Source organism: Enterococcus florum (genome assembly GCF_004309355.1).
GTDB classification, from domain to species: Bacteria; Bacillota; Bacilli; order Lactobacillales; family Enterococcaceae; genus Enterococcus_A; species Enterococcus_A florum.
In genome coordinates, this window is sequence record NZ_BJCC01000007.1 from 98,713 (window position 1) to 122,732 (window position 24,020).

24 protein-coding genes are annotated in these 24,020 nt (G+C 45.6%); 8 read left to right on the forward strand and 16 right to left on the reverse strand.

Features of this window, described 5'->3' with window-relative positions:
* Positions 1-44 precede the first annotated feature (44 nt).
* The 8 genes from NRIC_RS03955 to dnaX are packed head-to-tail and all read right to left on the reverse strand — an operon-like array spanning position 45 to position 5,933.
* On the reverse strand, positions 45-392 hold the full coding sequence (locus NRIC_RS03955; protein ID WP_175579992.1) for a DNA replication initiation control protein YabA: 348 nt from the start codon (positions 390-392) through the stop codon (positions 45-47).
* On the reverse strand, positions 385-1,209 hold the full coding sequence (locus NRIC_RS03960; RefSeq protein WP_146621408.1) for a PSP1 domain-containing protein: 825 nt from the start codon (positions 1,207-1,209) through the stop codon (positions 385-387). The genes NRIC_RS03955 and NRIC_RS03960 overlap by 8 nt, the downstream gene beginning before the upstream one ends.
* Positions 1,210-1,237: 28 nt before the next feature.
* The gene (holB, locus tag NRIC_RS03965; protein ID WP_146621409.1) at positions 1,238-2,179 is read right to left on the reverse strand and encodes a DNA polymerase III subunit delta'; all 942 of its coding nucleotides are present in this window, start codon (positions 2,177-2,179) and stop codon (positions 1,238-1,240) included.
* Between the two features lies 1 nt (position 2,180).
* On the reverse strand, positions 2,181-2,510 hold the full coding sequence (gene darA, locus NRIC_RS03970) for a cyclic di-AMP receptor DarA (RefSeq protein WP_146621410.1): 330 nt from the start codon (positions 2,508-2,510) through the stop codon (positions 2,181-2,183).
* Positions 2,479-3,168: a dTMP kinase gene (gene tmk / locus NRIC_RS03975; RefSeq protein ID WP_146621411.1), complete on the reverse strand. Its 690-nt coding sequence runs from the start codon at positions 3,166-3,168 to the stop codon at positions 2,479-2,481. Before tmk ends, darA begins: the two co-directional genes overlap by 32 nt.
* 60 nt (positions 3,169-3,228) lie before the next feature.
* On the reverse strand, positions 3,229-3,825 hold the full coding sequence (gene recR, locus NRIC_RS03980) for a recombination mediator RecR (RefSeq protein ID WP_146621412.1): 597 nt from the start codon (positions 3,823-3,825) through the stop codon (positions 3,229-3,231).
* Positions 3,826-3,853: 28 nt separating this feature from the next.
* Complete coding sequence (locus tag NRIC_RS03985) at positions 3,854-4,168, reverse strand: YbaB/EbfC family nucleoid-associated protein (protein WP_146621413.1); 315 nt, start codon at positions 4,166-4,168, stop codon at positions 3,854-3,856.
* A gap of 28 nt (positions 4,169-4,196) precedes the next feature.
* A complete protein-coding gene (gene dnaX / locus NRIC_RS03990; protein WP_146621414.1) occupies positions 4,197-5,933 on the reverse strand; it encodes a DNA polymerase III subunit gamma/tau in 1,737 nt (578 codons plus the stop codon).
* Positions 5,934-6,175: 242 nt separating this feature from the next.
* On the opposite strand from dnaX, the gene NRIC_RS03995 reads away from it, so the two are divergent.
* A complete protein-coding gene (locus tag NRIC_RS03995; RefSeq protein ID WP_146621415.1) occupies positions 6,176-7,468 on the forward strand; it encodes a serine hydrolase in 1,293 nt (430 codons plus the stop codon).
* 53 nt (positions 7,469-7,521) lie between these two features.
* Here NRIC_RS03995 and NRIC_RS04000 read toward each other — a convergent pair whose 3' ends face one another.
* The gene (locus NRIC_RS04000) at positions 7,522-8,010 is read right to left on the reverse strand and encodes a GyrI-like domain-containing protein (RefSeq protein ID WP_146621416.1); all 489 of its coding nucleotides are present in this window, start codon (positions 8,008-8,010) and stop codon (positions 7,522-7,524) included.
* Between the two features lie 84 nt (positions 8,011-8,094).
* On the opposite strand from NRIC_RS04000, the gene NRIC_RS04005 reads away from it, so the two are divergent.
* Positions 8,095-9,300 (forward strand): YdcF family protein, encoded by a 1,206-nt coding sequence (locus NRIC_RS04005; RefSeq protein ID WP_146621417.1) that lies wholly within the window; start codon positions 8,095-8,097, stop codon positions 9,298-9,300.
* A 467-nt stretch (positions 9,301-9,767) separates the two neighbouring features.
* Here the strand turns inward: NRIC_RS04005 and NRIC_RS04010 are convergent, their stop codons facing one another.
* Positions 9,768-12,110: an ABC transporter ATP-binding protein/permease gene (locus NRIC_RS04010; protein ID WP_146621418.1), complete on the reverse strand. Its 2,343-nt coding sequence runs from the start codon at positions 12,108-12,110 to the stop codon at positions 9,768-9,770.
* A gap of 131 nt (positions 12,111-12,241) precedes the next feature.
* Here NRIC_RS04010 and NRIC_RS04015 point away from each other — a divergent pair, with 131 nt between their 5' ends.
* Genes NRIC_RS04015 through NRIC_RS04025 form a run of 3 tightly spaced genes read left to right on the forward strand, consistent with a single transcriptional unit; the run spans position 12,242 to position 14,333 of the window.
* Positions 12,242-12,916 (forward strand): response regulator transcription factor, encoded by a 675-nt coding sequence (locus NRIC_RS04015; protein ID WP_146621419.1) that lies wholly within the window; start codon positions 12,242-12,244, stop codon positions 12,914-12,916.
* On the forward strand, positions 12,913-13,992 hold the full coding sequence (locus NRIC_RS04020; protein WP_146621420.1) for a sensor histidine kinase: 1,080 nt from the start codon (positions 12,913-12,915) through the stop codon (positions 13,990-13,992). The genes NRIC_RS04015 and NRIC_RS04020 overlap by 4 nt, the downstream gene beginning before the upstream one ends.
* Positions 13,993-14,033: 41 nt before the next feature.
* Entirely contained in the window at positions 14,034-14,333 is a 300-nt protein-coding gene (locus tag NRIC_RS04025) for a hypothetical protein (protein WP_146621421.1), read from the forward strand.
* Between the two features lie 75 nt (positions 14,334-14,408).
* Here the strand turns inward: NRIC_RS04025 and NRIC_RS04030 are convergent, their stop codons facing one another.
* Both NRIC_RS04030 and NRIC_RS04035 read right to left on the reverse strand, forming a co-directional pair.
* The gene (locus tag NRIC_RS04030; RefSeq protein ID WP_146621422.1) at positions 14,409-14,726 is read right to left on the reverse strand and encodes an AzlD domain-containing protein; all 318 of its coding nucleotides are present in this window, start codon (positions 14,724-14,726) and stop codon (positions 14,409-14,411) included.
* A complete protein-coding gene (locus tag NRIC_RS04035) occupies positions 14,719-15,456 on the reverse strand; it encodes an AzlC family ABC transporter permease (RefSeq protein ID WP_146621423.1) in 738 nt (245 codons plus the stop codon). The genes NRIC_RS04030 and NRIC_RS04035 overlap by 8 nt, the downstream gene beginning before the upstream one ends.
* 370 nt (positions 15,457-15,826) lie before the next feature.
* Here NRIC_RS04035 and NRIC_RS04040 point away from each other — a divergent pair, with 370 nt between their 5' ends.
* The gene (locus tag NRIC_RS04040) at positions 15,827-16,516 is read left to right on the forward strand and encodes a YoaK family protein (protein WP_146621424.1); all 690 of its coding nucleotides are present in this window, start codon (positions 15,827-15,829) and stop codon (positions 16,514-16,516) included.
* Positions 16,517-16,550: 34 nt separating this feature from the next.
* Here the strand turns inward: NRIC_RS04040 and NRIC_RS04045 are convergent, their stop codons facing one another.
* The 4 genes from NRIC_RS04045 to NRIC_RS04060 all read right to left on the reverse strand — a co-directional run bounded on the left by NRIC_RS04045 (position 16,551) and on the right by NRIC_RS04060 (position 21,507).
* Entirely contained in the window at positions 16,551-18,011 is a 1,461-nt protein-coding gene (locus NRIC_RS04045; protein WP_146621425.1) for an aldehyde dehydrogenase family protein, read from the reverse strand.
* Positions 18,012-18,162: 151 nt separating this feature from the next.
* Positions 18,163-18,984, reverse strand: coding sequence for a DUF4097 family beta strand repeat-containing protein (locus NRIC_RS04050; RefSeq protein ID WP_146621426.1), 822 nt, complete (start codon positions 18,982-18,984; stop codon positions 18,163-18,165).
* A gap of 105 nt (positions 18,985-19,089) precedes the next feature.
* A complete protein-coding gene (locus NRIC_RS04055; RefSeq protein ID WP_146621427.1) occupies positions 19,090-20,049 on the reverse strand; it encodes an aromatic acid exporter family protein in 960 nt (319 codons plus the stop codon).
* A gap of 96 nt (positions 20,050-20,145) precedes the next feature.
* Positions 20,146-21,507 (reverse strand): FAD-dependent oxidoreductase, encoded by a 1,362-nt coding sequence (locus NRIC_RS04060; RefSeq protein WP_227873732.1) that lies wholly within the window; start codon positions 21,505-21,507, stop codon positions 20,146-20,148.
* Positions 21,508-21,707: 200 nt separating this feature from the next.
* Here NRIC_RS04060 and NRIC_RS04070 point away from each other — a divergent pair, with 200 nt between their 5' ends.
* Together NRIC_RS04070 and NRIC_RS04075 are read left to right on the forward strand one after the other, a co-directional pair.
* The gene (locus tag NRIC_RS04070) at positions 21,708-22,169 is read left to right on the forward strand and encodes a DUF441 domain-containing protein (RefSeq protein ID WP_146621429.1); all 462 of its coding nucleotides are present in this window, start codon (positions 21,708-21,710) and stop codon (positions 22,167-22,169) included.
* Positions 22,170-22,267: 98 nt separating this feature from the next.
* Positions 22,268-24,010 carry an ABC1 kinase family protein gene (locus NRIC_RS04075; RefSeq protein WP_146621430.1) on the forward strand — a complete coding sequence of 581 codons (1,743 nt, stop codon included), beginning with the start codon at positions 22,268-22,270 and terminating at the stop codon, positions 24,008-24,010.
* Positions 24,011-24,020: the final 10 nt, after the last annotated feature.

A 24,020-nucleotide genomic window follows, 5' to 3' on the forward strand; every position in this document is an offset into this window, starting at 1 on the left:
CCTTTCTAAGAAAAGATAAAAAAACCGGAACAGGTGTCCCGGTTTTATTTTCCTTGTTTGCTTTCTCGATAGATCACATCTAAGCAAAACGCACAGGGTTCATCGTGTTCTCGTCTTGAGCCATAGAGAAGATTGCAGACGTGAAAGCCATCTTCGTAAATTTTTTCCAAGTTCATTCGGGAGATTGACAGCTCCTGACGCTCATCCGCACTAGCGTTTTTTTGATTCACTTCGCGGATTCGTTCACGCAGGCGTTCGTTTTCCATTTCAAGCGTCGCATTTTTTTCCACTAGTTCTAAAAGTGCGGCCTTCATTTCAACCAATTCAGTCAAATTGTGCTGCATTTTCTGCTCCAACTGATTCAGTCCGTCATAAAGCGAACGCTTATCCATCATTACGCTCACCTGCTTTGACTGTCAATAATTCCTCATGACTGTATTCCACAGCGGTTTCTCTTCCCGGGAAACGCACCTTGACAATGCGGCTCAACAAATTCAGTCCCACGACGCGACCTTTGCCATCCGGCGTTTCGACGTCCTTGCCGTAATCCGGCATCTCTTTTTTCGCCAATTCATATTCGCTGTTCTCATATTTCAGGCAGCACATTAAACGGCCGCAAAGTCCTGATATTTTGGTTGGATTCAATGACAATCCTTGATCCTTCGCCATTTTGATTGACACCGGAATGAAATCTCCCAAAAAAGTCGAACAGCAAAGCTGGCGGCCGCAAGGACCGATGCCACCTAAGATTTTTGCCTCGTCACGCACCCCGATTTGGCGCAGCTCGATTCGGGTCCGAAACACCGATGCCAGATCCTTGACCAATTCTCTAAAATCAACACGGCCATCCGCAGTAAAATAGAAGATCATTTTGCTGCGATCAAATGTATATTCTACTTGGATCAGTTTCATTTCCAATTCATGGGCACGGATCTTCTCCTTGGCTACTTTAAATGCAGCCAGAGCATCCAGACGATTTTCCTCCGCTTTTTGCAGTTCCTTGGCAGACGCTTTATGTAAAATCGTTTTCACATCATCGGATAAATCACTCGGATCCATCTCAAGCTTGGGGATCGCCACCGTCGCGATCTGCTGGGCTTGTTGAGACTCAACTAATACTTTGTCATTGTAACGATAATCATTTTTTCCTGGTGCATAATAGTAAATATGTCCAGCTTCACGAAAGCGTACACCGACAACTTCGACCATTGGTTTCCCTACTCTCTGTAAAATAACATTATACAAAAACGACGTGCAATGTTATCTGTTCTGCGATTGTTTGAAAGGATACATTTGCCTCTAATTTTTGACTGGCCAGCAGCACTTCTTCCAACACATGGTTGTAGGCAGCTGCTTTTGTTGGCTGCAGTTGAAGCAGTTCGTCCCGCTTTTCCTTGAAATAGAAAGTCAGTATCTGAAAGGCCATCTGCTGTTGGGCTTTGTCCTTAAAGACTTTCACTAATTTCTTTTGCACGTAGATGAATGCCTGCGGGTCTTTTTTTTCGAGGTATTTATACCATTGAATAACAGTATCCTTAGCATCATTAAACCACTCATCATTTGAGATTTCAACTGCTTTTGTATAACTATTTGTTAAATTCGCTAATAGTTCTGCCGTTTTGTGCGACAATTGATTTTGCGTGATCAATTGTTCTTTCAACTGTTCAGCAGACAGTCCTTGAAAATGAATGATCTGACAACGTGAACGAATCGTCGGCAAGATTTTGCCAAGTGCCTGTGTTTCCAAAATGATCATGAAGTTGGCAGGCGGCTCTTCTAAGAATTTTAATAAACTGTTGGCCGAGCTGGTATTCATTTTTTCAGCTTCATGAATCAGTACGACCTTTTTGACTGTTTCAAACCCACTTTTTGCCAGTTCGCTTTGCAGTGCACGAATTTGGTCGACTTTAATGGTTTGACCTTCCGGTGCGACCTCGACCACATCCGGATGCTCGTGATTTGAGATACGCATACAATTATTACATGTTTCACAAGGCAGATCGTTTGTTAAGTTTAGACAAAACAAATGCTTTGTAAACCACAACGCCATCTCTGCTTTCCCTGTCCCTTGATCCCCTTCAAAAAGATAAGCATGGGCTGAACGTCCATGCTTAAAACTATTTTGCAATTGACGGAAGACGATCGGCTGGATCTTCTCCAGATAGTTCGCTTCGTCCATCTTAATACTGGTGGAACCCTTCAACTGGCATAACGAAAACGGTCGCACCGCCAACTTCCACTTCCACTGGATAAGGGACTTGACCATCCAGTGAAATATCTAAAGTTACCGGTGTCGTCACGTATTGACTGCGTGATTGACACGTTTCCTTGATCAATGCAAGTGCTTCTTCCACCCGCTCATCTTCGATCCCAATGATAAAGGTGCTGTTCCCCGCTTTTAAAAAGCCGCCGGTCGATGACAATTTGGTTGCTCGAATGTTGGCATCGATGAATTCATTGGCTAAACGGTTTGAATCTTTATCTTGGACGATCGCCATAATCAGCTTCATTCTCTACACCTCTCTCGTTTTGAAAATACGTTGGATACCGCGAAATCAATGCTTCAAAACAATCCTCGACTACCGACTCCAAACGTTTTCTGGCGTCGATTTTGATGATTCGTTCTGAATGTTCTTCGACAAGTTTCAAATAGGCATGTCGGACCCTCTGATGAAATTGCAGGCCTTCTGAATCCAAACGGTCGATTTGGTTGGTTCGGGTGCGCATGATCCGCTGCAGTCCGGTATCTGAATCAATATCCAGATAAAGCGTTGCATCGGGAATGGTCCCTTCGATCGCAAACTCATTGATTTTGGCGACTTCCTCGACGCCGATTTTTCTGCCAGCGCCTTGATAGGCCAATGAGCTGTCGACAAACCGGTCACATAGAACGATTTTGCCTGCTTCTAAAGCCGGCCAAACACGTTCCACCAAATGCTGTCTTCTGGCCGCGGCATAAAGCAGCGCCTCTGTCCGATCATCCATCCGGTCATTTTTCGGATCTAAGATCACCTGACGGATTTTTTCCGCGATCGGAATCCCGCCTGGTTCTCTCGTTTTGACAATTTCACAAGCAGCTAACTGCTGCAAACGAGGGTATAATTCTTCGATAACACTGGTTTTCCCAGCGCCATCCGGTCCCTCAATCGTTATAAATAAGCCCTTCACACTTTTGCCTCCATTGATTCTTATCATCCATTGTACACAAAACTGTCGTGAATTAAAAATTTAGAGTTCACGACGTCCCTCTACAGCCTTTAACAAAGTGATCTCATCGGCATATTCGATATCGCTGCCTACGGATAAGCCATGCGCGAGTCGTGTTACTTTGATCCCTGCTGGTTTGATCAACCGCGAAAGATACATCGCCGTCGCTTCCCCCTCGGAGGTGGCATTCGTTGCAATGATGACTTCCTTCACCTCGTCATCATGCAATCGTTTGATCAGAGGCGCGATGTTGATGTCCTCCGGCCCAGTTCCTTCCATAGGAGACAGGACACCGTGCAAGACATGATATAGGCCATGGTATTCGCGAACTTTCTCCATGGACATCACGTCTTTAGGCTCCTCGACTACTAAGATCGTACTGCGGTCTCGTGTCGTATCTCGACAGATCTCGCACGGATCTTCTTCGGTTATATTGCCGCAGACACTGCAAAAATGCAGATCCCGCTTCACACTGATCAGCGAGCGGGCAAACTCATTCACCGATTCCTCTTTCATATCGATCGTAAAAAAAGCCAAACGGGTCGCTGTTTTTTGTCCGATCCCCGGCAGCTTCATGTAGCTGTCAATCAGTTTTGCGATTGGTTCTGGATATTGCATGTTCTTCTTCCTTTCAACTAAAGGCTGCTTAGAATCCAGGGAGTCCTTTAGTATACTTGCCCATGGTTTGTTCTGTTTCTTTGCTGATCGTAGTCAAGGCATCGTTTACTGCCAAAATGATCATGTCCTGCAGCATATCTGGATCCTCCGGGTCGATCAATTCGGGATTGATCTTCATGGATTTCATCGTTTTATCTCCTGAGAAAACTACCTTGACCAGGTCATTTGTAGAACGGCCGATAAATTCTTTTTCGTTTAACGCTTCTTGCTCTTTCATCATTTCTTTTTGCATTTTCTGCATTTGTTTCATCATACCTTGCATATTGCCCATTCCGCGCATCATATCTATCGTCTCCTCTTTATCATTAAGTTTAATCGTTTTGGATCGTGACCAGGTCACCAAACAAACTTTTGGCCTGCTCGACGACTTGGTTCTCTTCAGGGATCAAATCGATCTCTCCTGAATCTGTTGGTTCATGGATTTCGACTTTTTTCTCTGCATGCTGGCTAACAAACGACTGGCGCAATTTCGGCCAGCTTTCCCGAGTAATGAAAACAAATTCGGGGGAATAATTTTGAATCATCATGCTCAACGAATTTTGCATATTTAAGCGCAATTCCTCGTTGCTGTCGGCCCGCTGGCAAACAATTTCATAATCAAATGCGATCAGCAGCAGCTTCGGACCGGCAGCCATTGGTTCACTGGCCTTCATCATCGCACGCTGCGTCACTGGCAGGGCCATCAAGAGATCTTCCCAGACGTTTCGCACACCCTGCAGATCGTCTTTCGTCGCTTCCGTCAACACCTGATACACACGCTCCGTCGGCACCCGATACGCGCTGACCGTCTTGGCCGGACGGGCGGGGCTTTCTTCTTTTTTAGCAGTTGGTGCTGCCGGACGCTCTTTCAGTTGTTTGACTTCATTTTGCAGCTGAAGAATGGTTTGCTTCAGCTCTGCCAGCTCATTTCCAGAAACCGGCGCTACGGATTGAACGCTGTCCGGATTGGCCGCAGCAGGGCTTGCGCTGTCGGTTGAAGCTAGTTTGACAGTAGCAACCTCTAAATACACATTGGCATGATTCGTAAATCGGATCTCATTTTGCGTCTCGCTTAGAATCTTGATCATGGCATAGAAGCGTTCTGCTGCATGCTGTTCTGCCAACTGTTTAAATGTATCTGTCAAATAAGCCGTTCGATCAGTCAGCAGCTGCGGTGCCTGCTGATACATCAATAGATCACGGCAATAAAGTAAAAGATCTTCAGTCAATCTGCGCGCTTCTTTGCCCTCGGAGAGGATCTCTTCTAGTGCATTCAGAGCCTCCGCGACATTGCGCGCCAAGCAAGCACTGATAAACCGATCCATCATCTCTGTCGTGAGGCTTCCTGTGACTGCCAAAGCATCCTGCAGCGTGATCTTGTCAGCACTGAAGGAAATCGCCTGATCCAAAATACTGAGCGCATCGCGCATGCCGCCTTCTGCTGCCCGCGCGATGACAGTCAACGCTTGGTCTTCATAGGCCACATTGGTTTCATTCAAAATGAACGCCATCCGTCCGATGATGGCTTGGACATCAATACGTTTGAAATCAAAACGCTGTGTACGTGAGATGATCGTTGCTGGAATTTTATGGGGTTCTGTCGTTGCTAAAATGAAGATGACGTGTTCCTTGGGCTCCTCCAAGGTTTTTAACAATGCATTGAAGGCCCCAGTGGATAGCATATGGACTTCATCAATGATATACACTTTGTATTTTGCGGCTGTTGGTGCGTAATTGGCCCGATCCCGAATGAACCGGATCTCTTCTACCCCATTGTTGCTGGCAGCATCGATCTCAATCACATCTTCTTGCCGGCCTTCCGTGATGGAACGGCACATTTCGCATTGGTTGCAGGGCTCACCATCCACGCTATTTGGACAATTGATGGCTTTCGCAAAGATTTTTGCGGCACTGGTTTTCCCCGTTCCCCGCGGGCCGGTAAACAAATAAGCGTGCGACGTTTTCTCTTGATTGATTGCATTTTTCAAGGTTTTAGTGATCGCAGCTTGTCCAACGATATCGTCAAAACGCTGCGAACGCCACACACGATAGAGTGCTTGATAGGCCATATCCATCCTCTTTTCTTTCTTAAAATCACTGATATTTATTATACGTGATTTCCCTGGAAAATACTACCGTCAAACAAAGAGCAGCGATTTGTAAAAAAAAGATTTACTCCGTTGCAGAATTCATTTTTTTTTGAATTTTGCGGAAAAATAAACTTCTTTTGTTAAATCCTTAAGAGAACAACTTGAATTCACTAAGATACTTTGCTAAACTTTTAAAGTTAAGAGAAAAAAGGAGAGTACGAATGAAAAAAAAGAAACAGCTTTGGGTGTTCTTCTCGCTGTTGGTCCTCTTTTTTCAATCCCTGACTGCTGTTCCCGCACAAGCAGCTGACGATTTTTTAGTCAATGCCAATGCAGGGTTCGCCATTGATGTGGATTCGGGAAAAATTTTGTTCAATCAAAATGGAGATACCAAGCTTGAGATCGCTTCGATCACCAAAATCATCACTTCTTATTTGGTTTTAGAGGCTGTAAAAGAACGCAAAACGACTTGGGAAACCCCCGTACCGATTTCAGCCTACGCTGAAGCTTTAAGTGCCGTTCCTGAATTATCCAATGTCCCTTTGTACACCAGTCAAACGTATACCGTAAAGGACCTGTATGACGCCATGGTGATCCAGTCTGCGAATGCCGCAGCAGCTGCTCTGGCTGAATTGCTGGCCGGCAGCGAGCACGCTTTTGTAGATCAGATGCGGCAAAAGGTTGCCGACTGGGGAATCACAGATGCTACACTGTTGAACGCTTCAGGATTAAATAATATGTATCTGGGAGACAATCGCTATCCAGGATCGGGCTTAGAAGATGAAAATAAATTATCTGCCCGTGATGTAGCGGTGATCGCCGATCATTTGATCACGGATTATCCGGAATTTTTAGAAACCTCGAAAACAACAGAAGCCACGTTCGGTGAAGGAACTGAGGCACCAGTCGCATTAGAAAACTGGAATCAAATGCTTCCTGGCGGACCGAATTTTAAAGAGGGCGTTGATGGCCTCAAGACCGGGACCACTGAAAAAGCCGGCGCTTGTTTTGTCGGCACGATCCAAAAGGACGGCCGCCGCGTGATCACTGTCATTTTAAACGCTTTGAATCAACAAATCGATCCTGGTGCACGATTTGTTGAGACCAGCAATCTGATGGATTATTGCTTCAACAATTGGCACCTGCAAGAAGTGGATTTATCGGGGCAGTCTGTCCCAGAACATGACTCTGTTCCTGTCAGCGAAGGAAAAAAAGACACTGTTGGACTTGTTTTAAAATCAAAACTGCCTGTTTGGGTCAGAAACGACATGGATTTGACACAATACACGATTCAGGCTGATTTGAATGAATCCTTGCTGGACGAAGGCAAATTAATCGCCCCTGTCAGCAAAAATGAAAAAATCGGCAAGGCTACGATTGCATTAGCTCAGGATGATCTAGGCTACCTTGAGCCAGGTCAGGCACCTTCAACAGACATCGTCGCAAAAAGCGATGTCGATAAGGCCAATGCTTTTGTTTTGCTATGGCAACGTATTTTAGCATTTTTCAACTAACCTAAAACGATCAGCTTCAGAAACCAAATTGGCGACTGAAGCTGATCGTTTTTTTAGATTAAGGGCCGAATGGGAAAGAACAATTCCACTTCGCCTTCTGCAAAACTTGGTAAATAATGCTCTTGGACTGATCCTGCCAGCTGAACTTTTTCTAAAGGCAGTACTTGACCCAGCATCAATTCGGTGGCCTCGCCAATTTTTTCCGCCGAGGCTTTGACAGTCAGATACTCCATCGCCGGCATCTCCCAGCGAGTCCAGCCAATAGGCGCGGCGGCTTCTGCAGAAACCTGTACGCCTGCCAAATAACGTCCTTCTGTTTGCCAAGGCAGCAGCCAATTCTCCCGGTCGCTCATCAAGCCCCATAAATGCAGTTGGCTCATTTCAGTCACATTGATCAGGGGTGAAATCTCATCGAAATGGGTATTCATTTGGTCCCACAGCAGCGCTACCCACGAGCTGGCTTCCTCAGCTAGGCCTTGGCCTTCTTTTCCGATCACAACAAAACTGGGCAGCTGAATCCGGTTGATTCCTTTTATCGCCATTTTGTTTCCTCCTTGTTGGGTTTGAGTATTTAGTTCTGAATATGTTGACGAATTTGTTATACTTGTTTTGAAAGAGGTGTTGATATGAATATTTCCCGGGATGTGATTGCATTTTTACTTTATTTCGCGTCGTTGATTGGCTTGCTCAGCGGACTTAGACGGAAACAATCCCCTAAAAAGATGCTGCGAGCACTGCAGTTTACTGGCGGCTTTCTGCTGCTTTATTTACTTTTCTTGGAAATTCAGGATCGAAGCCTCTATATGGTGATCCCTTTGTTCTTTTTTGGACTATTTTATTTTTTTTATCGACGAGACAAGCCGCGTCTGCGAAACGGCTGGCTGTTCAATCTGTTTCTGGTCAGTTTGTTCATTTACTTGACTATCATTGCTTTTTCCACCTATTCCCTGATCATCATCGGCTTGCTGGGTCTGTTAGGAATTGCTGGTTTGCTGGTCCTACTGTTGGGCGTCTATGCACTGGTCGCCTTTTTGATCGGCAACAGCTATCTGGTTTTCAAGCGGGAATCGCATTCCTTGCCGAATCTGCTGACTTTGATTTTGGCGCTGGGCCTTATTTTTTTATTGGTTCTTAACAACTTTGGACCCTCGATCCTTCCAGGTTGGTCGTTGACTCTGTTGACCATTCCAACCATGATTCTTGTTTACTTTTTCATCGTTTTTTGGAATTTCCTTTCGATCTCATTCATCTATCAGCTAAATGCGCCGAAGCTGAATCAGGACTATGTTATCGTTCTTGGCGCCGGCTTGTCCAATGGTGAAACCGTATCGCCGCTACTGGCCAAACGAATCGAGCGTGCGATCGCTTTTTATTGGAAGCAGAGCCGCGAGACCCTCTCTCCTCCGAAATTTATTATGTCGGGTGGACAAGGCGCAGACGAAAAGATTCCTGAAGCAGCCGCCATGAAAACCTACGCGGTGGAACAGGGAATTCCCGCAGAAGAGATTCTGATGGAAAGCCAATCGACAACGACCTTGGAAAACATGCGCTTCAGCAAAGAAATTATGGATCGCGAAAAGCCCGAGGGCTATCAAGCAATTTTCGCATCAAACAACTACCATATTTTCCGGGCTGGAATGTATGCCGATCAGGTGGGCTTAAAAGCAGATGGCATTGGTGCCAAGACGGCTAAATATTACCTGCCCAACGCTTTTTTGCGAGAATTTGTCGCGATCCTCGTCATGAAAAAACGTGTGCATATCGTCATGTGCAGTCTGATCACACTCTTTTCTGTTTTGTTGGCGATCGCCAATTACTTACTCACCTCTTAAATGAAGTCGAAACTGCCAGGTTTCGGCTTTTTTCTATCCTCTATTATCATACCCTTTTCTCTTTCAAATAAGCGAACAAAACGATTTCTTGTCTTGTCAAAAAAGCCTAGAGAATACCGGAACTGCTGAAAGCGCCCTTTTTTAGATTGTCTTTTTGAGAGCGTCTCTTTATAAGAAAACTGTTCCTTATTTTTATCTGCTAATCATCGGTGCCGAAAATGACTTAATAACCTTGGATCACTAATCTCCTTATCCGAATTCAATCCCAGAAAATCAGATGATTCATGCATGTTTTTGCCTCCCGTAATAACACACTGATGGTCTCGATTCACAGGCTTGTCGCCCAGAAACAGAAAATCCGTCACGGATAGGATTGGCAACAATCACTACCCCAGACGGATTTTTTCCTTTTTGTTATTGAATTTCTTCAGTGACCCTGAGAGTGACTCAAGAGCCTTCTGGATTCCTTAATCTGCCCGCAAAGCGATCGCTGCATCTTTCTTGGCAGCCATTCGTGCTGGGATATGTCCGCCAATCATGGTCAGCACTGTCGACACAAGAATCAATACAATGCCGTGAACGGGATTTAATTGAGCCACGTTTTCAAGCTCCGTCATGTTGTACAAAATCTGGTTGATCGGGAAGGTGGCCAACCAGGCGATCAACACACCTAAAGTCCCCGAAGCCAAGCCCAAAATGCAGGTTTCTGCGTCGAACACGCGGGTGATATCTTTTTTCCGAGCGCCCAAGGCCTTCAGCACACCGATCTCTTTGGTTCGTTCGATCACAGAGGTATAGGTGATAATCCCAATCATGATCATGCTGGTCACCAGTGAAATGCCTGCAAAGGCTACTAAGACGTAAGTGATGGCATCCATCAATCCGCCTGTTAAGGAAGTCATCGTCCCTGCTAAATCTTGGTAGATGATCCGGTCTTCTTTACTCTTGCCTTCGTTGTACTTATCCAAATAGTTCAAGACCTCTTCTTTGTCCTGAAAGTTGTTCGGATAGATCATGATGCTGTAAGGAATGCTGTCACCGCCAAGGTAGGCCAAGGTGCTCTCTTTAGTCGACTCATCCAAAGGCTCATTGGTCATTACATTCGTGTCGCTTTCTCTTTGTGCGGTCACGATGGCAGAATCCTGGTTCTCATTCACAATAGTTTGCGTCAGCTCATTGCTGTAGGCGATCCCGGGTGCCAGCAGGTTCATAGTTGAATCGGATTTGACCCGCAAAATTCCGGAGATTCTCAATTCTTGATTGTCCGCTTTGTTATAGACTTCTTCGTAGTTGGTATTCGGAACAAAGTTGCCTGTGGGTAATTCTGTATAATAATCATTGTTGTGGACCAGCTTAAACGTAGTACCTACAATGTTTTTAAAGTCGATCTTCTCGCCGTCCTTCACATCAAAGCCTAAGTTCTTTAAAGAATTGATGTTGGTGCTGTTGTTGCCGTCAACGATCAAAACCACATCCGTGGCTGCTTTAGGATATTCGCCATTCAACAGGCTGTAGTTTTCTTGCAGGAAGGTATTCTTTCCTCCGTCCAATTGTGTCGGGAAGGAAGACACACCGATCCCTGTCATATTGGCCATCGCATTGGTCATGCCGGCGCTGGCGCTGTCAGGTGCATCGTTGGAAAGCTTGACTGGTTCCGCTGTTCCATCGACCTCTCTTAACAAATTCATACCGACCAATCGAGTAAAACCGATGTTGTTGCTGAGATTTGGGTCAATATTTTCAACATAATCCACGTATTCTTGATCGATCTTATTCGAATGCTGAGCCCGATCCTGGTCACTGATCTTTACGGTCACCTGATCAGTGTCTGGATAAGTCGCCTCGTCTGTTCCTAAAGCTTCACGTCGGTTTTCACTGCGGTCAGTAGCGACCTGTGAGATCGTGATTGGAAACTGTGCCAGGGTTTCTGACTGGGTTTCATCGATCTGTTTTTGAAAACCGCTGGACAAGGCCAACACGATCCCGATGCTGATGATCCCAATACTTGAAGCAAAGGCGGTCAAAAAAGTCCGTCCCTTTTTCGTCCGCAGGTTATTAAACGACAGCTTCAAGGCAGTCATAAATTTCATTTTGGTGCGCTTCAAAATGAATTGGTCCGATTTTGGTCGTTCCTGATGGGGATGCGAATCGCTCATAATTTTTCCATCTGAGAAACGAATAATACGGTCGGCGTATTCATCAGCGATCGAAGGGTTATGGGTCACCATGATGACTAATTTTTCTTTAGACAGCTCCTGGATCAGGTTCATAATCTGCACGCTGGTCTCCGTATCCAGAGCACCTGTCGGCTCGTCACACAACAGGATATCAGGATCATTGGCCAACGCTCGTGCAATGGCCACCCGCTGCATTTGTCCTCCGGAAAGCTGGTTCGGTCTTTTGTGCATATGCTCGCCCAAGCCGACTCTGCGCAGGGCATCCTCTGCTTTTTTGGTTTTTTCTTCTTTTGAGACACCGCTCAGGGTCATCCCCAGCTCGACATTGTCGATAATCCCCAAATGACTGATCAGGTTATAGCTTTGGAATACAAAGCCGATTGAATTGTTTCGGTAGGCGTCCCAGTCGCCCTCTTTAAAGGTTTTGGTAGACTTTCCATTGATAACCATGTCGCCGGAATCGTAGTTGTCTAAGCCGCCGATAACGTTCAGCAAAGTGGTCTTCCCCGAGCCGCTGGCACCGAGGATCGCGACAAATTCCTGCCGACGAAATGCGACGGAGACACCATCCAGTGCTTTCGTCGTGGTGTCGCCAACGTGGTAATGTTTTTTTATATTTTTTAGTTCTAACATCGCGTTCATTCCTTTATGATTAGTATAGCGTTGAAGATAGCAGAGCTATATTAACTCAAGATGAACAAACTCTTCATACTGAGTTCACAACAATTAGTTACTATTATCAAGCAAAAGGGAGGTTAACGCAAATGAATCACCTGTTGATCGTAGAAGATGATGAAAACTTATTATTCCTGTATCAATCGATTTTGGAGCAGCATGATTTTACCGTTTCACTGGCTGCCAATGGGCTAGAAGCGTTGGCTATTTTAGATAAACAACACATTGATTTGATGATCACTGACATTATGATGCCAGATATGGATGGGTATGAATTGACCACCGATCTTAGAGAAGCCGGCTATGACCTGCCGATCCTGATGATCACGGCTAAGAATTCTTTTCTAGACAAGAAAAAAGGCTTTGGCATCGGTGTCGATGATTACATGGTCAAGCCGATCGATTTGAATGAGATGGTTTTGCGGGTGGAGGCTTTGCTGCGGCGGGCCCAGATCGTTCATACGAAAACATTGCAGATGGGCAATACTCAGTTGAGCCAAGAAACGTACCAAGTACATGCACAAGGAAAAACAGAGACTCTGCCGCAAAAAGAATTTCTGCTGCTGTATAAGCTGCTGGCTTATCCGAATAAAATTTTTACCCGCCAACAACTGATGGATGAAATCTGGGGACTAGATTCTGACAGCGATGAGCGAACGATCGACGTGCACATCAAACGGCTGCGGCAAAAATTTCAGGACAATCCTGATTTTTCGATCGAGACCATTCGAGGGCTGGGCTACAAAGCGGTGATCTGCGCATGAAAAAAAAGGTCCACTCCTCTTTAGGAATTTATTTTACCTGCATCATTTTCCTGATCATGGTCTTGACGCTGCTGGTTTTTATTTCTTCTATCTTGCTCTTGCGTCGATTTGATTTTCTGATTCCCAGTCACCGCGGCCGCCTGTTTCCACTGGCGATTATCGGCCTGATCAGTTTGATCGTGGGTTCTACTGTTTCAGCAGTCGTCACCAAACGGATTTTGAAGCCGATCGCCCAACTGCGCCAGGCGATGAACCAGGTATCCCAAGGCGATTTCTCCATAGAACTGCCCGAATCACAAAAGGTTGAAGATGTCCAGCAGCTGTACCATGACTTCAATGTGATGGTCCGAGAGTTAAACAGCATTGAGACCCTGCGCAATGACTTTGTGTCTACCATATCTCACGAGTTCAAAACACCGGTTGCGACCATTCGCGGTTACGTGCAGCTGCTGCAAAACAATCAGCTCACCCCGCAGCAAAAAAAAGCCTACCTGGAACGTATGCTTGATGGGACCCAACAATTGTCCCAGCTGGCGGAAAATAGTTTAAAGCTGACTAAGTTGGAGACACAGGGCATTCACCTTCCCAATCAAGCCTTTCGTTTAGATGAACAAATTCGAGAGGTAATTTTATTTTTGCAGCCTAAATGGGAGGAACAAGAGATCAACCTTAATATCGAATTGACCAAGGTGGTTTATGTTGGCAACGAGGAATTGCTGTATCAGGTCTGGCTGAACCTGTTGGACAATGCGATCAAGTATAGTCCTAACGCTAGCACCTTGAGTGTCCAGCTGGTCGTTGAGGAACAAACGATCCGTATCGCTATCTCTGATGAAGGCATCGGAATGACCCAAAAAACGCTGGCCCGGATCTTTGAAAAATTCTACCAGGCAGATACCAGCCGCCAAACCAAAGGCAATGGATTAGGCTTAGCGTTAGTCAAACAAATCATTGTTTTGCATAAAGGTACCATCAAGGTTCAAAGTCAATTGGGCCTTGGCAGTACCTTTCAGGTCACTTTGCCAAACAACAGAAAAAAGCAAGATAAAAATCCTACTTCGTTCACAAATCCTTAACGATTTTTAAGTATGCTGTTTATACAGAGAGGAAGATCTTCATGAAACAGGAAACGAAACCTATTTACTTTATTGAAGAAACTCAAAACATCGAAGGGGCATATGTAGAAGTTCGCACCTTGTATGTCGCTGATAACAAAGAACAAGCAAAAGAAGCCTACGATCAATTGTTGAAAGAAGACACACGAAAATCCTTTGGCCTGCTATTGAATGAGTATGTCATCAAGGCAGACCACAGCTATTTTGTAAATCTGCTGCGCTCTTGGAAAAACCTGCCGGCAGAATTCTACCGTAAAATGCAGATCATGACCTACCGCCCTTTAGCCGAATACCAAGGATAACCAACGATCAATCAGCTAGCCCTTCTGGAAGATGACTAGCTGATTGCTTTTTTGATTCTGAAAGTGAAAAAAGTGTCACATCAACGACAGCAAAAAGACGGCCGCCAAACCGGTGATCACTGATAACGCCATTGATTTGGTTTTGTAGGCTACTCCGGCCACTAGAAACATAGCGATGATCCGAATATTGCCGCCCAGTTCAAAATGTTCATGACTTATGAACACATCCTTGAAGACCAAAGCCGCAAACAAAGAAATCGGCACAAATTTCATCCACTCACTGAACCAGTGAGGGACCTGACGTTGTGAAAAATACAGCATCGGCACGACTCTTGGCAGGTAAGACGCAGCAAATAAGCACAAGATCAGACCAAAGAGCAGCAGCTTACTCATGAGGAACCTCCTCCTTGGCTGCCGGCAGCTTTTTGCCAGCTTCAGTGAAGTTACGCTCAACAAAATAGCCGATCAAGGAAGCCAGCACGGTAGCTAGAATCAGACCAAAGGTATTCTTTAAGAGCAGCACAAACAACACGGCCAAAAGCCCTGATAAGAGCCCTATCATCAGCAGCAAGCGGTTTTTCAGCTGCATCATGAACATGAAAATGAACATAGCCGTCAACGCAAAATGCACCAGCTCCGTATCGATCGCAATGACCGAACCAAACAAGGTCCCTAAAAGCGTACTGCCTGTCCAAGCCAGCAAGGAAAGCCAATTGACCATCAAGGCCTTGCGATGCGTCCAGCTAACGTCTGTCGAAAAATGCAGATAATTAACTGCATAATTTTCATCGTTCATTGATTGTGAGAAGATCGCTAAAAAACCGCGGTTCTCCTGTTTGAAAAAATAAGAAAGACTCGATCCCAGCAGCGCATAACGCAGCTCCAAAAAGAAAACCATTAAAATAATCGAGCTAAATGACGCATGGACCGCCAGCAGAGATACGATCAAAAATTGAGCACCTCCAGAAAAGACCAGCAGCGAAAGCAGTCCCGTCAAAAAAAGTGTGAAACCAACCTTCTGCAGCAGCATTCCGCAGGCCAGTCCAACTGGCAAATAACTGAGGCACAAGGGCAGAACAGCCGTAAAGGCCTGCTTCCAAGATGTCTGATTTAACATGAACATGATTCCTTCCAAACCATCAAGATAAAAAAGCATTCCCATTCTAACATAAAGGTGTAAGAATGTATCTGTTCATTAATCTTTTCTGAAACTGAAATTAATCTTTACGGAAACATGCTTCTTCAAGCACCATCAGTGGTCCTGTAAGGAATTGGAAAAGTAATCGCCCTTTTTGTCCGGCTACCTTCGCTGAATCCGATCCATCAGTCGCTTTCGCTTCTTAGATACTTCGGGTCTGGCGTTGGTCAGTTGCACATTGATCAGAGAGGTGGCTTCCGTTTCACGCACTAAGGCAAGTTCAGATTTCCCCACTTTCCCTTTCCCTTCTTTTTGAAATTGTGATAGGATAGTTCCAGAAAAGAGATGAGAATTCATGCAATCCAGCTTTCACGAGCAGCGTTCCGTGGGATTGCTGCTGACGTTTAGCAGCGGCATGATAGACAGCTACACTTATATCCGGTATGAGGCTTTTGCCTCTGCTCAAACAGGAAACTTGATCTTAGCAGTCACCCAAGCAGTGGATCACCAATGGACCAGTGTTGGAAAGAAGCTTTTATCCACCTTCTTTTTCTTTTTGGGTATTCTGTTGGCCAAATACTTGATCGACTATTTCAGAGCAAGGGAGATCCACTTTTGGCGTCTATTTTTATTGTATTTTGAAGCTGTCGTATTCTTTTTGAGCAGCTTGCCTCAGTTGGCCCCCCACCCTTCGATAATCACTGTCTTGATTGCCTTTACAACGGCGATTCAATGGGTGGCCTTTGATAAAATTAATGGACTGGCTTATACAAATCTGTTTACCACCGGAAATCTCAAAGGGGTGGCAACGAATTTGTACGACTATTTAATCCATCGCGAGGATCCGGCAAAGGAGCGTTTTTTCCATTATTCATCCGTCGTGCTCGCCTTCTTAACCGGCGTGATCGGGATGGTGGTTTCCTACCATTCCTGGGGCGAAGCTTCGATCCTGCTGGTTTCGAGCTTATTTTTGGCATTAGCCCTAAGCCAATCCTTCTTGCTCTGGCGCTTTTACCATTACGAACACTTCCAAGACACAAAATAATCCTGCAGTCCAGCTGCAGGATTATTTCTTTAGATCAAAAAGGATAGTGGCCCTTTCCAGCGTTTGTCGTGACCCATTGTACCCGAGTAAATTCTTCCAATACCCATTCACCATTGAAACGTCCGATACCCGAATTTTTCTCTCCGCCGAACGGCGCATTCGGCTGATCATCGACTGTCAGCCCATTGATATGGCACATGCCTGCTTCGATTTCATTCGCCAGCTGTCTGCCCTTCGCTAGATCCTTGGTAAACAAAGCGCTGGACAAGCCATATTCCGTATCGTTTGCTGCTTTAATCGCTGATTCGGTATCTTTTACTTTCAGAATCGGCAGAACCGGACCAAAAATTTCTTCGTGGAAAATCTCCAATGCCGGGTCTTCCGATACGAGTACAAAAGGTTCGATCATCTGATCCTGGATCGTGCCCTCAACTAAAAATTTGGCGCCGGCTTCTTGTGCTCTTTTAATGATATCCCGAATTTGATCCGTTTGCTTTTGGTTGATGATCGGACCAACCACCGTGCCCTCATTCGACGGGTCTCCAACACCTAATTCCTTCACCCTGTCCACTACTCGATGGACAAAGTCGTCAAAAATTTCTTCAGCAACGATCGCTCGGTTGGCCGACATACAAATCTGACCAGAATGCATGAATTTGCTAACCACCAACGCATGAGCGGCTTCTTCAAGGTCAGCGTCCTCTAAGACGATAAAAGGAGAATTCCCGCCCAATTCCAAAGCCACCTGCTTAATTTTCTTGCCGCTCATCGCATGGCTGGCAATGTTTTTTCCCACGGCTGTCGACCCAGTAAAGGAGATAAAGTCTGGGATCGGATGCTCTACGAAATAATCCCCGATCTCGCTGCCGCTGCCTACCGTCACATTGACCAGTCCTTTTGGCACGCCGGCTTCTTCGAAAATCTTAGCTGGCAAAAGACCTCCTGTCACTGGACTGTCGCTGGCCGGTTTGATGACGACACCATTTCCTGCAGCCAAGGCTGGAGCCAACGAACGCATCGTCAAATGAAACGGAAAATTCCAAGGACTGATGATCCCAATGACTCCAACCGGGCGGTGCGTCACAAAGCTTTCCTCCTGCGGCTTATTCGTGGGCAGGAGTTTGCCTTCAAGCCGCATGGGAAAGCTGACAGCCTCTTGAGTGATTCCTTGTGCCAGACTGACTTCCAGTCCAGCCTTGATGGTTGTTGCTCCGCCTTCCTTGATCAGCCATTCTGCAATATCTGCCTGCTTCTCTTCGATCAGATTCGCTGCCTTTTGCAGGATGTCGCTGCGTTCCTGAGGCGTTTTATCCATCCAAATCCTCTGCGCTCTTTCGGCAGCTTGATAGGCTTCATCTACATCTTCGGTGCTGGCACCTTGAATTGTTAGGATCGTTTCTTGAGTGTAAGGATTTTTGTTCTCATTAACGTGCTCAGAATCCTTGCCTGTCTTCCAGTGTCCGCCAATAAATTGCTTGTCAAACTGGTTTTCCATATTCTTCACCTCTCCTACCTTCCATCATAGAATACGGTTTCAACATCTGGCAAAAAATCGGCTCATCTCATCTGCGATATCGAAGAAACATAGGCAACCATTTCTTCTTATAACAAAAGAAGACAGATCCCTTTCGATCTGTCTCCAGCTGTTATTCTTCAAAGTCAACGTCGATATCCCCATTGGAAGTCGTTACCTTCAGGTCCTTATCCCCTGAGCCGCCCACATTTTTTAAATTATTCGAAGCATTGCTGGTGCGGCTCTCAATATCATAGTCACTTGCTGAGCCCTTCAGTATACCTCCTACCTCGCTGTTGCTGGTTTCGATGGTCAACGACTTTTCAGCCCCCAGCTGGTCGAAATAGATGTCGCCATTGCTGGTTTTGAACCCTCCGTCTTTACAATCCAGCTCGTCGATTTCGATCGAACTGTTGCTGGTTTCAAAGTCCCCATGACCGATCGTCAGCTGATCCAAGATCAGTTCGCCGTTGCTGGTTTTGGCTTCAAGGGTGTTTTGAACTTTCATGTCTGAAAGTTGGATCTCGCTATTGGAGCTCTGAATATTTGCCGATGACAGCGACAAATTCTCTGCCGAAACTTCGCCGTTGCTGGTTTTCACTGACAACTTTTTCAACTGATCTTTGGGTACTTCAACAATGACTTCTTCCCGCATCCGAGTGAAATTGAACCACGTGTTCCAGAAAAAGCGCGACTCTTTCTTTTTGAGTGTGACTTTTTTCCCACTGCGGTTGACTTGATATTTTTTATTCCGGGTTTCCGTATAACGAATCTTTGTGGCCTGCCCTTTTGTGCCGACAACCGTGACAGGTGTATTTTTATCTTCCACCACGATTTCTTCGATCGCTGCCCTAGTTTCAAACTGCTGCTCTGCCTGACGGTTGTGAACGTACATGCTCGTAAAACTGAAAACCGCCAAACCTACTAATACCAAACCAACCATTACCTTTTTCATACCTGTTCCTCCCAACGATGGCGCTGCCACCTTTTCCTGCTCTCTTTTCTTTAATCATAAAGCAAATGGCAGAACTCCTCCTACGGCATAGGTCTGATTTTTCTCTCAGACCCGTTGAACCTCTCGGTAAAAACCTGCTTTGATCTCAATAAAATCCTGGAACAGTTGAAAAAGATGGAACAGCATCGCCCGATTTTCAAAGGCTTGGCGATTTTCCGGCAGCTGCTTTTCCCGATAACGCTGATATGTTTCGTCGATCTTGCGCAAAATCGCCTGCCCATCATTCTCTTCAGCCAAGGTTTCTGCGGTAAACGAAAACAGCTCGCGCAGTTCGATCACTTCACTTTCTGTGGCCTGCAGATGGGATAACACTTCTAAAATATCTGACAGGGTCTTGATCTGCAAGCGCCGCATCGCAAAGTATTCGAAATAGTAGCTGTTCGGCGACCACAGTCGGTTTTCTTCAAATTGGAGGGCCCGTTTTTGTGCCGCTTTAATAAACTGGGCCAATGTCCGACATTCCTCGAACAAGCTTTGTTCTTTCACCTTTTGATTTAAGGAATCCGAAATATCTGCCAGCAGGCGCTTCAGCATGACCTCAGTCACCTGCTGATCTTCTTGAATTTTTTTCTCTGTATTCGGCATGTACAAATTCGCGATCAATGCACAGCCAACGCCGAGGATCATTAACAGGTACTCGTTTAGTATCAAAGAAGGAGCCAAACTTTGACTGGACAGATAATGGGTGATCAGCACCGAGCTGACCGAAATGCCCTCGCCGATTTTAAAATAGACCGAGACGGGGATAAAGACGATCAGGTACACCCCAAAGGCTGCGGCATTGAACCCTAATATCAAAAAAGCAGCCGCCGCGATCACGGTCGCTAAAGTCAAAGAAATGATTCTATTAAAGGCCGTTCGTGCAGTCGATCGTTTAGTATTGGTGACACTCAATACGGTGATGATCGCTGCGGCCGTTGCACTTTCCAAATGCAGCACATTCGCCAACATCAAAGCGATCGGTGCGGCTATCGCTGTTTTGACGGTTCGTAACCCAAGTTTCATAGGTAAGCTCCTTGTCTCTCATTTTTATCCATTGTACACTATTTTGAAAATCCATATGTAAAAAGACTGCACCCTCAAGGATGCAGTCAAAAATAGTTACGCGTTGTTTTCTTGCTGCAAGGCCTTCAATCCAGCCATTCCCAGTAAATTCCACGGGGTATCGAATTCTGGTTGGAAGAAGAAATCCGCATAAGCCAGTTGCTCTACAGTAAAATGCGTTTGGATCGCAATCGAGATCGCATTGATGTTGGCTGTTAAATCTTCCTTCGACATGATTTGCGCCCCTAAGATCTCTAGATTTTCCGGATCATAGACCAGCTTGAACATCATTCGAGTCTTTAAGCTTTGCGGTACAAAATCCATCAACGTATCTTGATCCAAGAAAACGGATTTTGTTTTCATACCCAGCTTGCTGGCCATCTGATCATTCAGACCGGTTGAAGCAAATTTATAATCAAATACACGCAAAGCAGAAGAACCCTGAACACCTGGGAAAGGATGATTCGCCTCTTCCAGATTACGGACAGCATAACGACCTTGGCGGCGAGCATTAGTGGCCAGTGAAATATTGACCTCCGTCTTTCCAGGGTTGTATTGGATCAATGTGGCATCCCCTACGGCAAATACATCTGGTTCGCTGGTGCGCATATATTCATCCGTTTTGATCATGCCGCTTGGCAATAATTCCACTGCATCCTTCAGCCAGTCTGTATTCGGGCGAACGCCGGCAGACATAACCACCATATCGGCTGGATACTCTCCTTTGTTGGTTACGACCTTTTTAACATGGCCTTCGTCATCGCCGATAAATTCAACCACTGATTCGCCCATGGCCAAGGTGATGCCGTGGTCGACCATGTCTGATTCAAGCACATCGGTGAATTGTTTGTCCAAATAAACTCCCAGCGGACGATCGATGATATCCACCAGTGTCACCTTTTTGCCAGCTACTGCAAAGGATTCTGCGGCCTCGATGCCGATATAGCCTACGCCGATTACCACGACATGCTCAATGTCCGGGTCGACCGACAGCATTTTCAAATCGATGGTGTCTTGACGCCCACGCATTGTTTTAATGTTTGCCAGATCATTTCCCGGTACTGGCAAAATGAATGGATTTGCGCCTGGACTTAAAATCAGTTTGTCATAGCTTTCTACTCGCGTTTCTCCCGTTACATGGTTCCGTACTTCTACTTGGTGTCTGTCAGGTTCTACTTTGGTAATTTCAGTATTTGTAAACACGCGGACCCCGCGTTGTTCCATCTCTTCGGCCGTGGCATAGCGAATCGAATTCACATCTTTCACGATACCTTCGAGATACATTTGCGTGCCTCATCCCATGAATGAGATAAAGTCGCCCTTTTCATACCACTGGATCTCCGCATCGGGCTGCGTCAGCAGTAATTCTTCCACTGCTTCATAGCCGCCGTGGGAAGAGCCTAAAACAATTACCTTCATGCCAATTTCCTCCTCAATGTTTGATACACCTTAATTGTAGCGTATCTCTTGTGAAAAGAGGAGTAATAGCCCTTCGACTATCGATCTGTCCTTTATCAGCCGGTCGCCTCTCGCACTTTCTGCCGCTTTCTTGTATAGTAATGAAGGATGAACTCGTTTCTTTTTCATTCAGTCAATCGTAATCAAAGAGGAGTGAAACAATGGAAAGCTGGCTTTTTTTAGGCATTATTTTTTTAGTGGCCCTCGCAGCAAAAAATCAGAGCCTGCTGATTGCCACTGCGGCCGTTTTATTTTTGAAGCTTTTGCCGCATTCGGATAAAATTTTAACCACTTTGAATCAAAAGGGCATCAATTGGGGAGTGACGTTGATCTCTGCAACGATTCTAGTTCCGATCGCGACCGGCGACATCGCCTTGAAGGATCTGCTGAACACCCTGAAGTCGCCGCTTGGCTGGGTCGCCACGATCTGCGGAGTATTGGTTGCTTTGCTTTCAGCCCGAGGTGTCGGATTGATCGCCGCTTCTCCCGAAGTTACTGTCGCTCTGGTCTTCGGAACGATCGTCGGAGTAGTCTTTTTTAAAGGTGTCGCAGCGGGACCTGTGATTGCGGCCGGCATCACCTATTGCCTCATGCAAGTGATCCAAACGATCGCTGCAAAATAAGATGTGTTGAGACAAGTTTTGGCTTGTCTTTTTTTGTTGTATACAAGCGTTTTTCCGGCTTTTCTTGTATGATAGAAGGGAGGACTGGAGGAGATTCTATGTCAGCCACATCAAAAACCGCACGATTAAAACAAATCGTGTCCATCGCTAATAAATATAAGCTAGTCAAGAACATTACTCAGCAAACCCACCCTGAGCTGGTCCGTGAAGCCTTTGAAGAGTTGGGCCCGACCTTCATCAAGATGGGGCAAATGATGTCTGTTCGCAACGACATTTTTCAGTTGAACTTCACAAAGGAGCTGCGCAAACTGCAGGATAATGTCAAAACAGATCCGTTTGACAAGGTCAAGGCGCTGGTGGAAAGCGAGCTGGGCTTTGAGCTGGGAGAATTATTCAACTTCTTTGAAGAAACACCCTTTGCTTCGGCTTCGATCGCACAAGCGCATCATGCCACGTTGAAGAATGATGCGCGAGTGGTCGTTAAGGTACAGCATCCAGGAATCGATGAAGAAATCAACAGTGACCTTTCCTTATTTGAAAAAGCGCTGCCGTTAGCCAACTGGGTGCCGGAAAGCAAAGTCGTTGATTTGAAAAGCATTTTACGAGAAGTGCGCGAATCCCTGCAAAACGAATTAGATTTCAAAAAGGAGCTTCAAAACGCCGAACGCTTTTACCGCTTAAATCACGGCTGGAAGGAAGTACGCTCCCCAAAGATGGAGGAAGCTTATTCTTCCGCAAAAGTGATCGTCATGGAATTCATGCCTGGAAAAAATTTGGAGACCTTGATCAATGAATCCAATGATGCCATCGCCTATGATGGAATCACCAATCAAGAATTGAAGAAAGACATCAGTGAATTGCTGATCGATCATTTTATGAAGCAAGTTTTTGAAGACGGGTTTTTCCATGCTGATCCGCATACAGGCAATATGCTTTTGCAGATTTTGACAGAAGTAGAAAACCAGCAGGATCAACAGCCAAAATCAAAAAAATTCCAAGGTGAATTTGCCTCAATCCCTTATCAACTTCATATTTCTAGAAATGTGTCGCTGCACCCATATCGATTAAACTTCATCGATTTTGGGATGATGGGAGAGATTTCCAGCGAGATGCAGTTGAAAATGAGCAACATGATTATTGCTATTTACAGCAAGGATACGCAGCGAATCGCCAATACTGTCCTGGCGATTTGCAAGCAAGCGGGGCCGTTTTCTGAAGAAAAATTTACCGAGGAATTGGATGACTTTTTAAAACGCTATTTAAATCTGCCCGTGAAGGAGATCGACATTCAAAAGGTCTTCTCACAAGTCATCTTGATTTGTCACGACAATAACCTGCAGATCGATGACTCCATTACGATGCTGATCAAAGCCTTTGGAACCCTTGAAGGCGTGATTGAAGAATTAAATCCTGAATTGTCTTTATTCGAGGTCATCGCTCCGTTTGCCCAAAAATATTTCATCCAACAATTTGATTTCAAGGATGAACTGCGGCAAACCAGTCTGGATTATCTGTCCACGCTGCAGGCATTGCCGAAACTACCCAGTCAAGCATTGAATGTGCTGGACACCTTCACAAAAGGGAAAGCGAAACTAAACCTGGAGCTGAAAAACCAACGAACACTGATCGACCGGGCAGAGGCAATGGTCAATCGACTGGTCATCGGATTGATTTTATCGGCCTTGGTGATTGGCTCTTCTTTGCTAGTACAAACCTCTCCAGACGGCCAAACATTCGTCTCAAATCTAGGGATGTTCGGCTATGGAGCGGCAGCCTTGTCGATCTTGTTTCTGGTAGCTGAAAGCTTGTATCGACGTTATAAGAAATGGCGTGAAAAATAGAGGGTTAAGC

Excerpts from the sequence above, each read along its gene's own strand:
- NRIC_RS03955 (WP_175579992.1), bottom strand. The coding sequence starts at position 392 with ATGGATAAGCGTTCGCTTTATGACGGACTGAATCAGTTGGAGCAGAAA.
- NRIC_RS03960 (WP_146621408.1), bottom strand. The coding sequence starts at position 1,209 with ATGGTCGAAGTTGTCGGTGTACGCTTTCGTGAAGCTGGACATATTTAC.
- holB (WP_146621409.1), bottom strand. The coding sequence starts at position 2,179 with ATGGACGAAGCGAACTATCTGGAGAAGATCCAGCCGATCGTCTTCCGT.
- darA (WP_146621410.1), bottom strand. The coding sequence starts at position 2,510 with ATGAAGCTGATTATGGCGATCGTCCAAGATAAAGATTCAAACCGTTTA.
- recR (WP_146621412.1), bottom strand. The coding sequence starts at position 3,825 with ATGCAATATCCAGAACCAATCGCAAAACTGATTGACAGCTACATGAAG.
- NRIC_RS03985 (WP_146621413.1), bottom strand. The coding sequence starts at position 4,168 with ATGATGCGCGGAATGGGCAATATGCAAGGTATGATGAAACAAATGCAG.
- dnaX (WP_146621414.1), bottom strand. The coding sequence starts at position 5,933 with ATGGCCTATCAAGCACTCTATCGTGTGTGGCGTTCGCAGCGTTTTGAC.
- NRIC_RS03995 (WP_146621415.1), top strand. The coding sequence starts at position 6,176 with ATGAAAAAAAAGAAACAGCTTTGGGTGTTCTTCTCGCTGTTGGTCCTC.
- NRIC_RS04000 (WP_146621416.1), bottom strand. The coding sequence starts at position 8,010 with ATGGCGATAAAAGGAATCAACCGGATTCAGCTGCCCAGTTTTGTTGTG.
- NRIC_RS04005 (WP_146621417.1), top strand. The coding sequence starts at position 8,095 with ATGAATATTTCCCGGGATGTGATTGCATTTTTACTTTATTTCGCGTCG.
- NRIC_RS04010 (WP_146621418.1), bottom strand. The coding sequence starts at position 12,110 with ATGTTAGAACTAAAAAATATAAAAAAACATTACCACGTTGGCGACACC.
- NRIC_RS04015 (WP_146621419.1), top strand. The coding sequence starts at position 12,242 with ATGAATCACCTGTTGATCGTAGAAGATGATGAAAACTTATTATTCCTG.
- NRIC_RS04020 (WP_146621420.1), top strand. The coding sequence starts at position 12,913 with ATGAAAAAAAAGGTCCACTCCTCTTTAGGAATTTATTTTACCTGCATC.
- NRIC_RS04025 (WP_146621421.1), top strand. The coding sequence starts at position 14,034 with ATGAAACAGGAAACGAAACCTATTTACTTTATTGAAGAAACTCAAAAC.
- NRIC_RS04030 (WP_146621422.1), bottom strand. The coding sequence starts at position 14,726 with ATGAGTAAGCTGCTGCTCTTTGGTCTGATCTTGTGCTTATTTGCTGCG.
- NRIC_RS04035 (WP_146621423.1), bottom strand. The coding sequence starts at position 15,456 with ATGTTCATGTTAAATCAGACATCTTGGAAGCAGGCCTTTACGGCTGTT.
- NRIC_RS04040 (WP_146621424.1), top strand. The coding sequence starts at position 15,827 with ATGCAATCCAGCTTTCACGAGCAGCGTTCCGTGGGATTGCTGCTGACG.
- NRIC_RS04045 (WP_146621425.1), bottom strand. The coding sequence starts at position 18,011 with ATGGAAAACCAGTTTGACAAGCAATTTATTGGCGGACACTGGAAGACA.
- NRIC_RS04050 (WP_146621426.1), bottom strand. The coding sequence starts at position 18,984 with ATGAAAAAGGTAATGGTTGGTTTGGTATTAGTAGGTTTGGCGGTTTTC.
- NRIC_RS04055 (WP_146621427.1), bottom strand. The coding sequence starts at position 20,049 with ATGAAACTTGGGTTACGAACCGTCAAAACAGCGATAGCCGCACCGATC.
- NRIC_RS04070 (WP_146621429.1), top strand. The coding sequence starts at position 21,708 with ATGGAAAGCTGGCTTTTTTTAGGCATTATTTTTTTAGTGGCCCTCGCA.
- NRIC_RS04075 (WP_146621430.1), top strand. The coding sequence starts at position 22,268 with ATGTCAGCCACATCAAAAACCGCACGATTAAAACAAATCGTGTCCATC.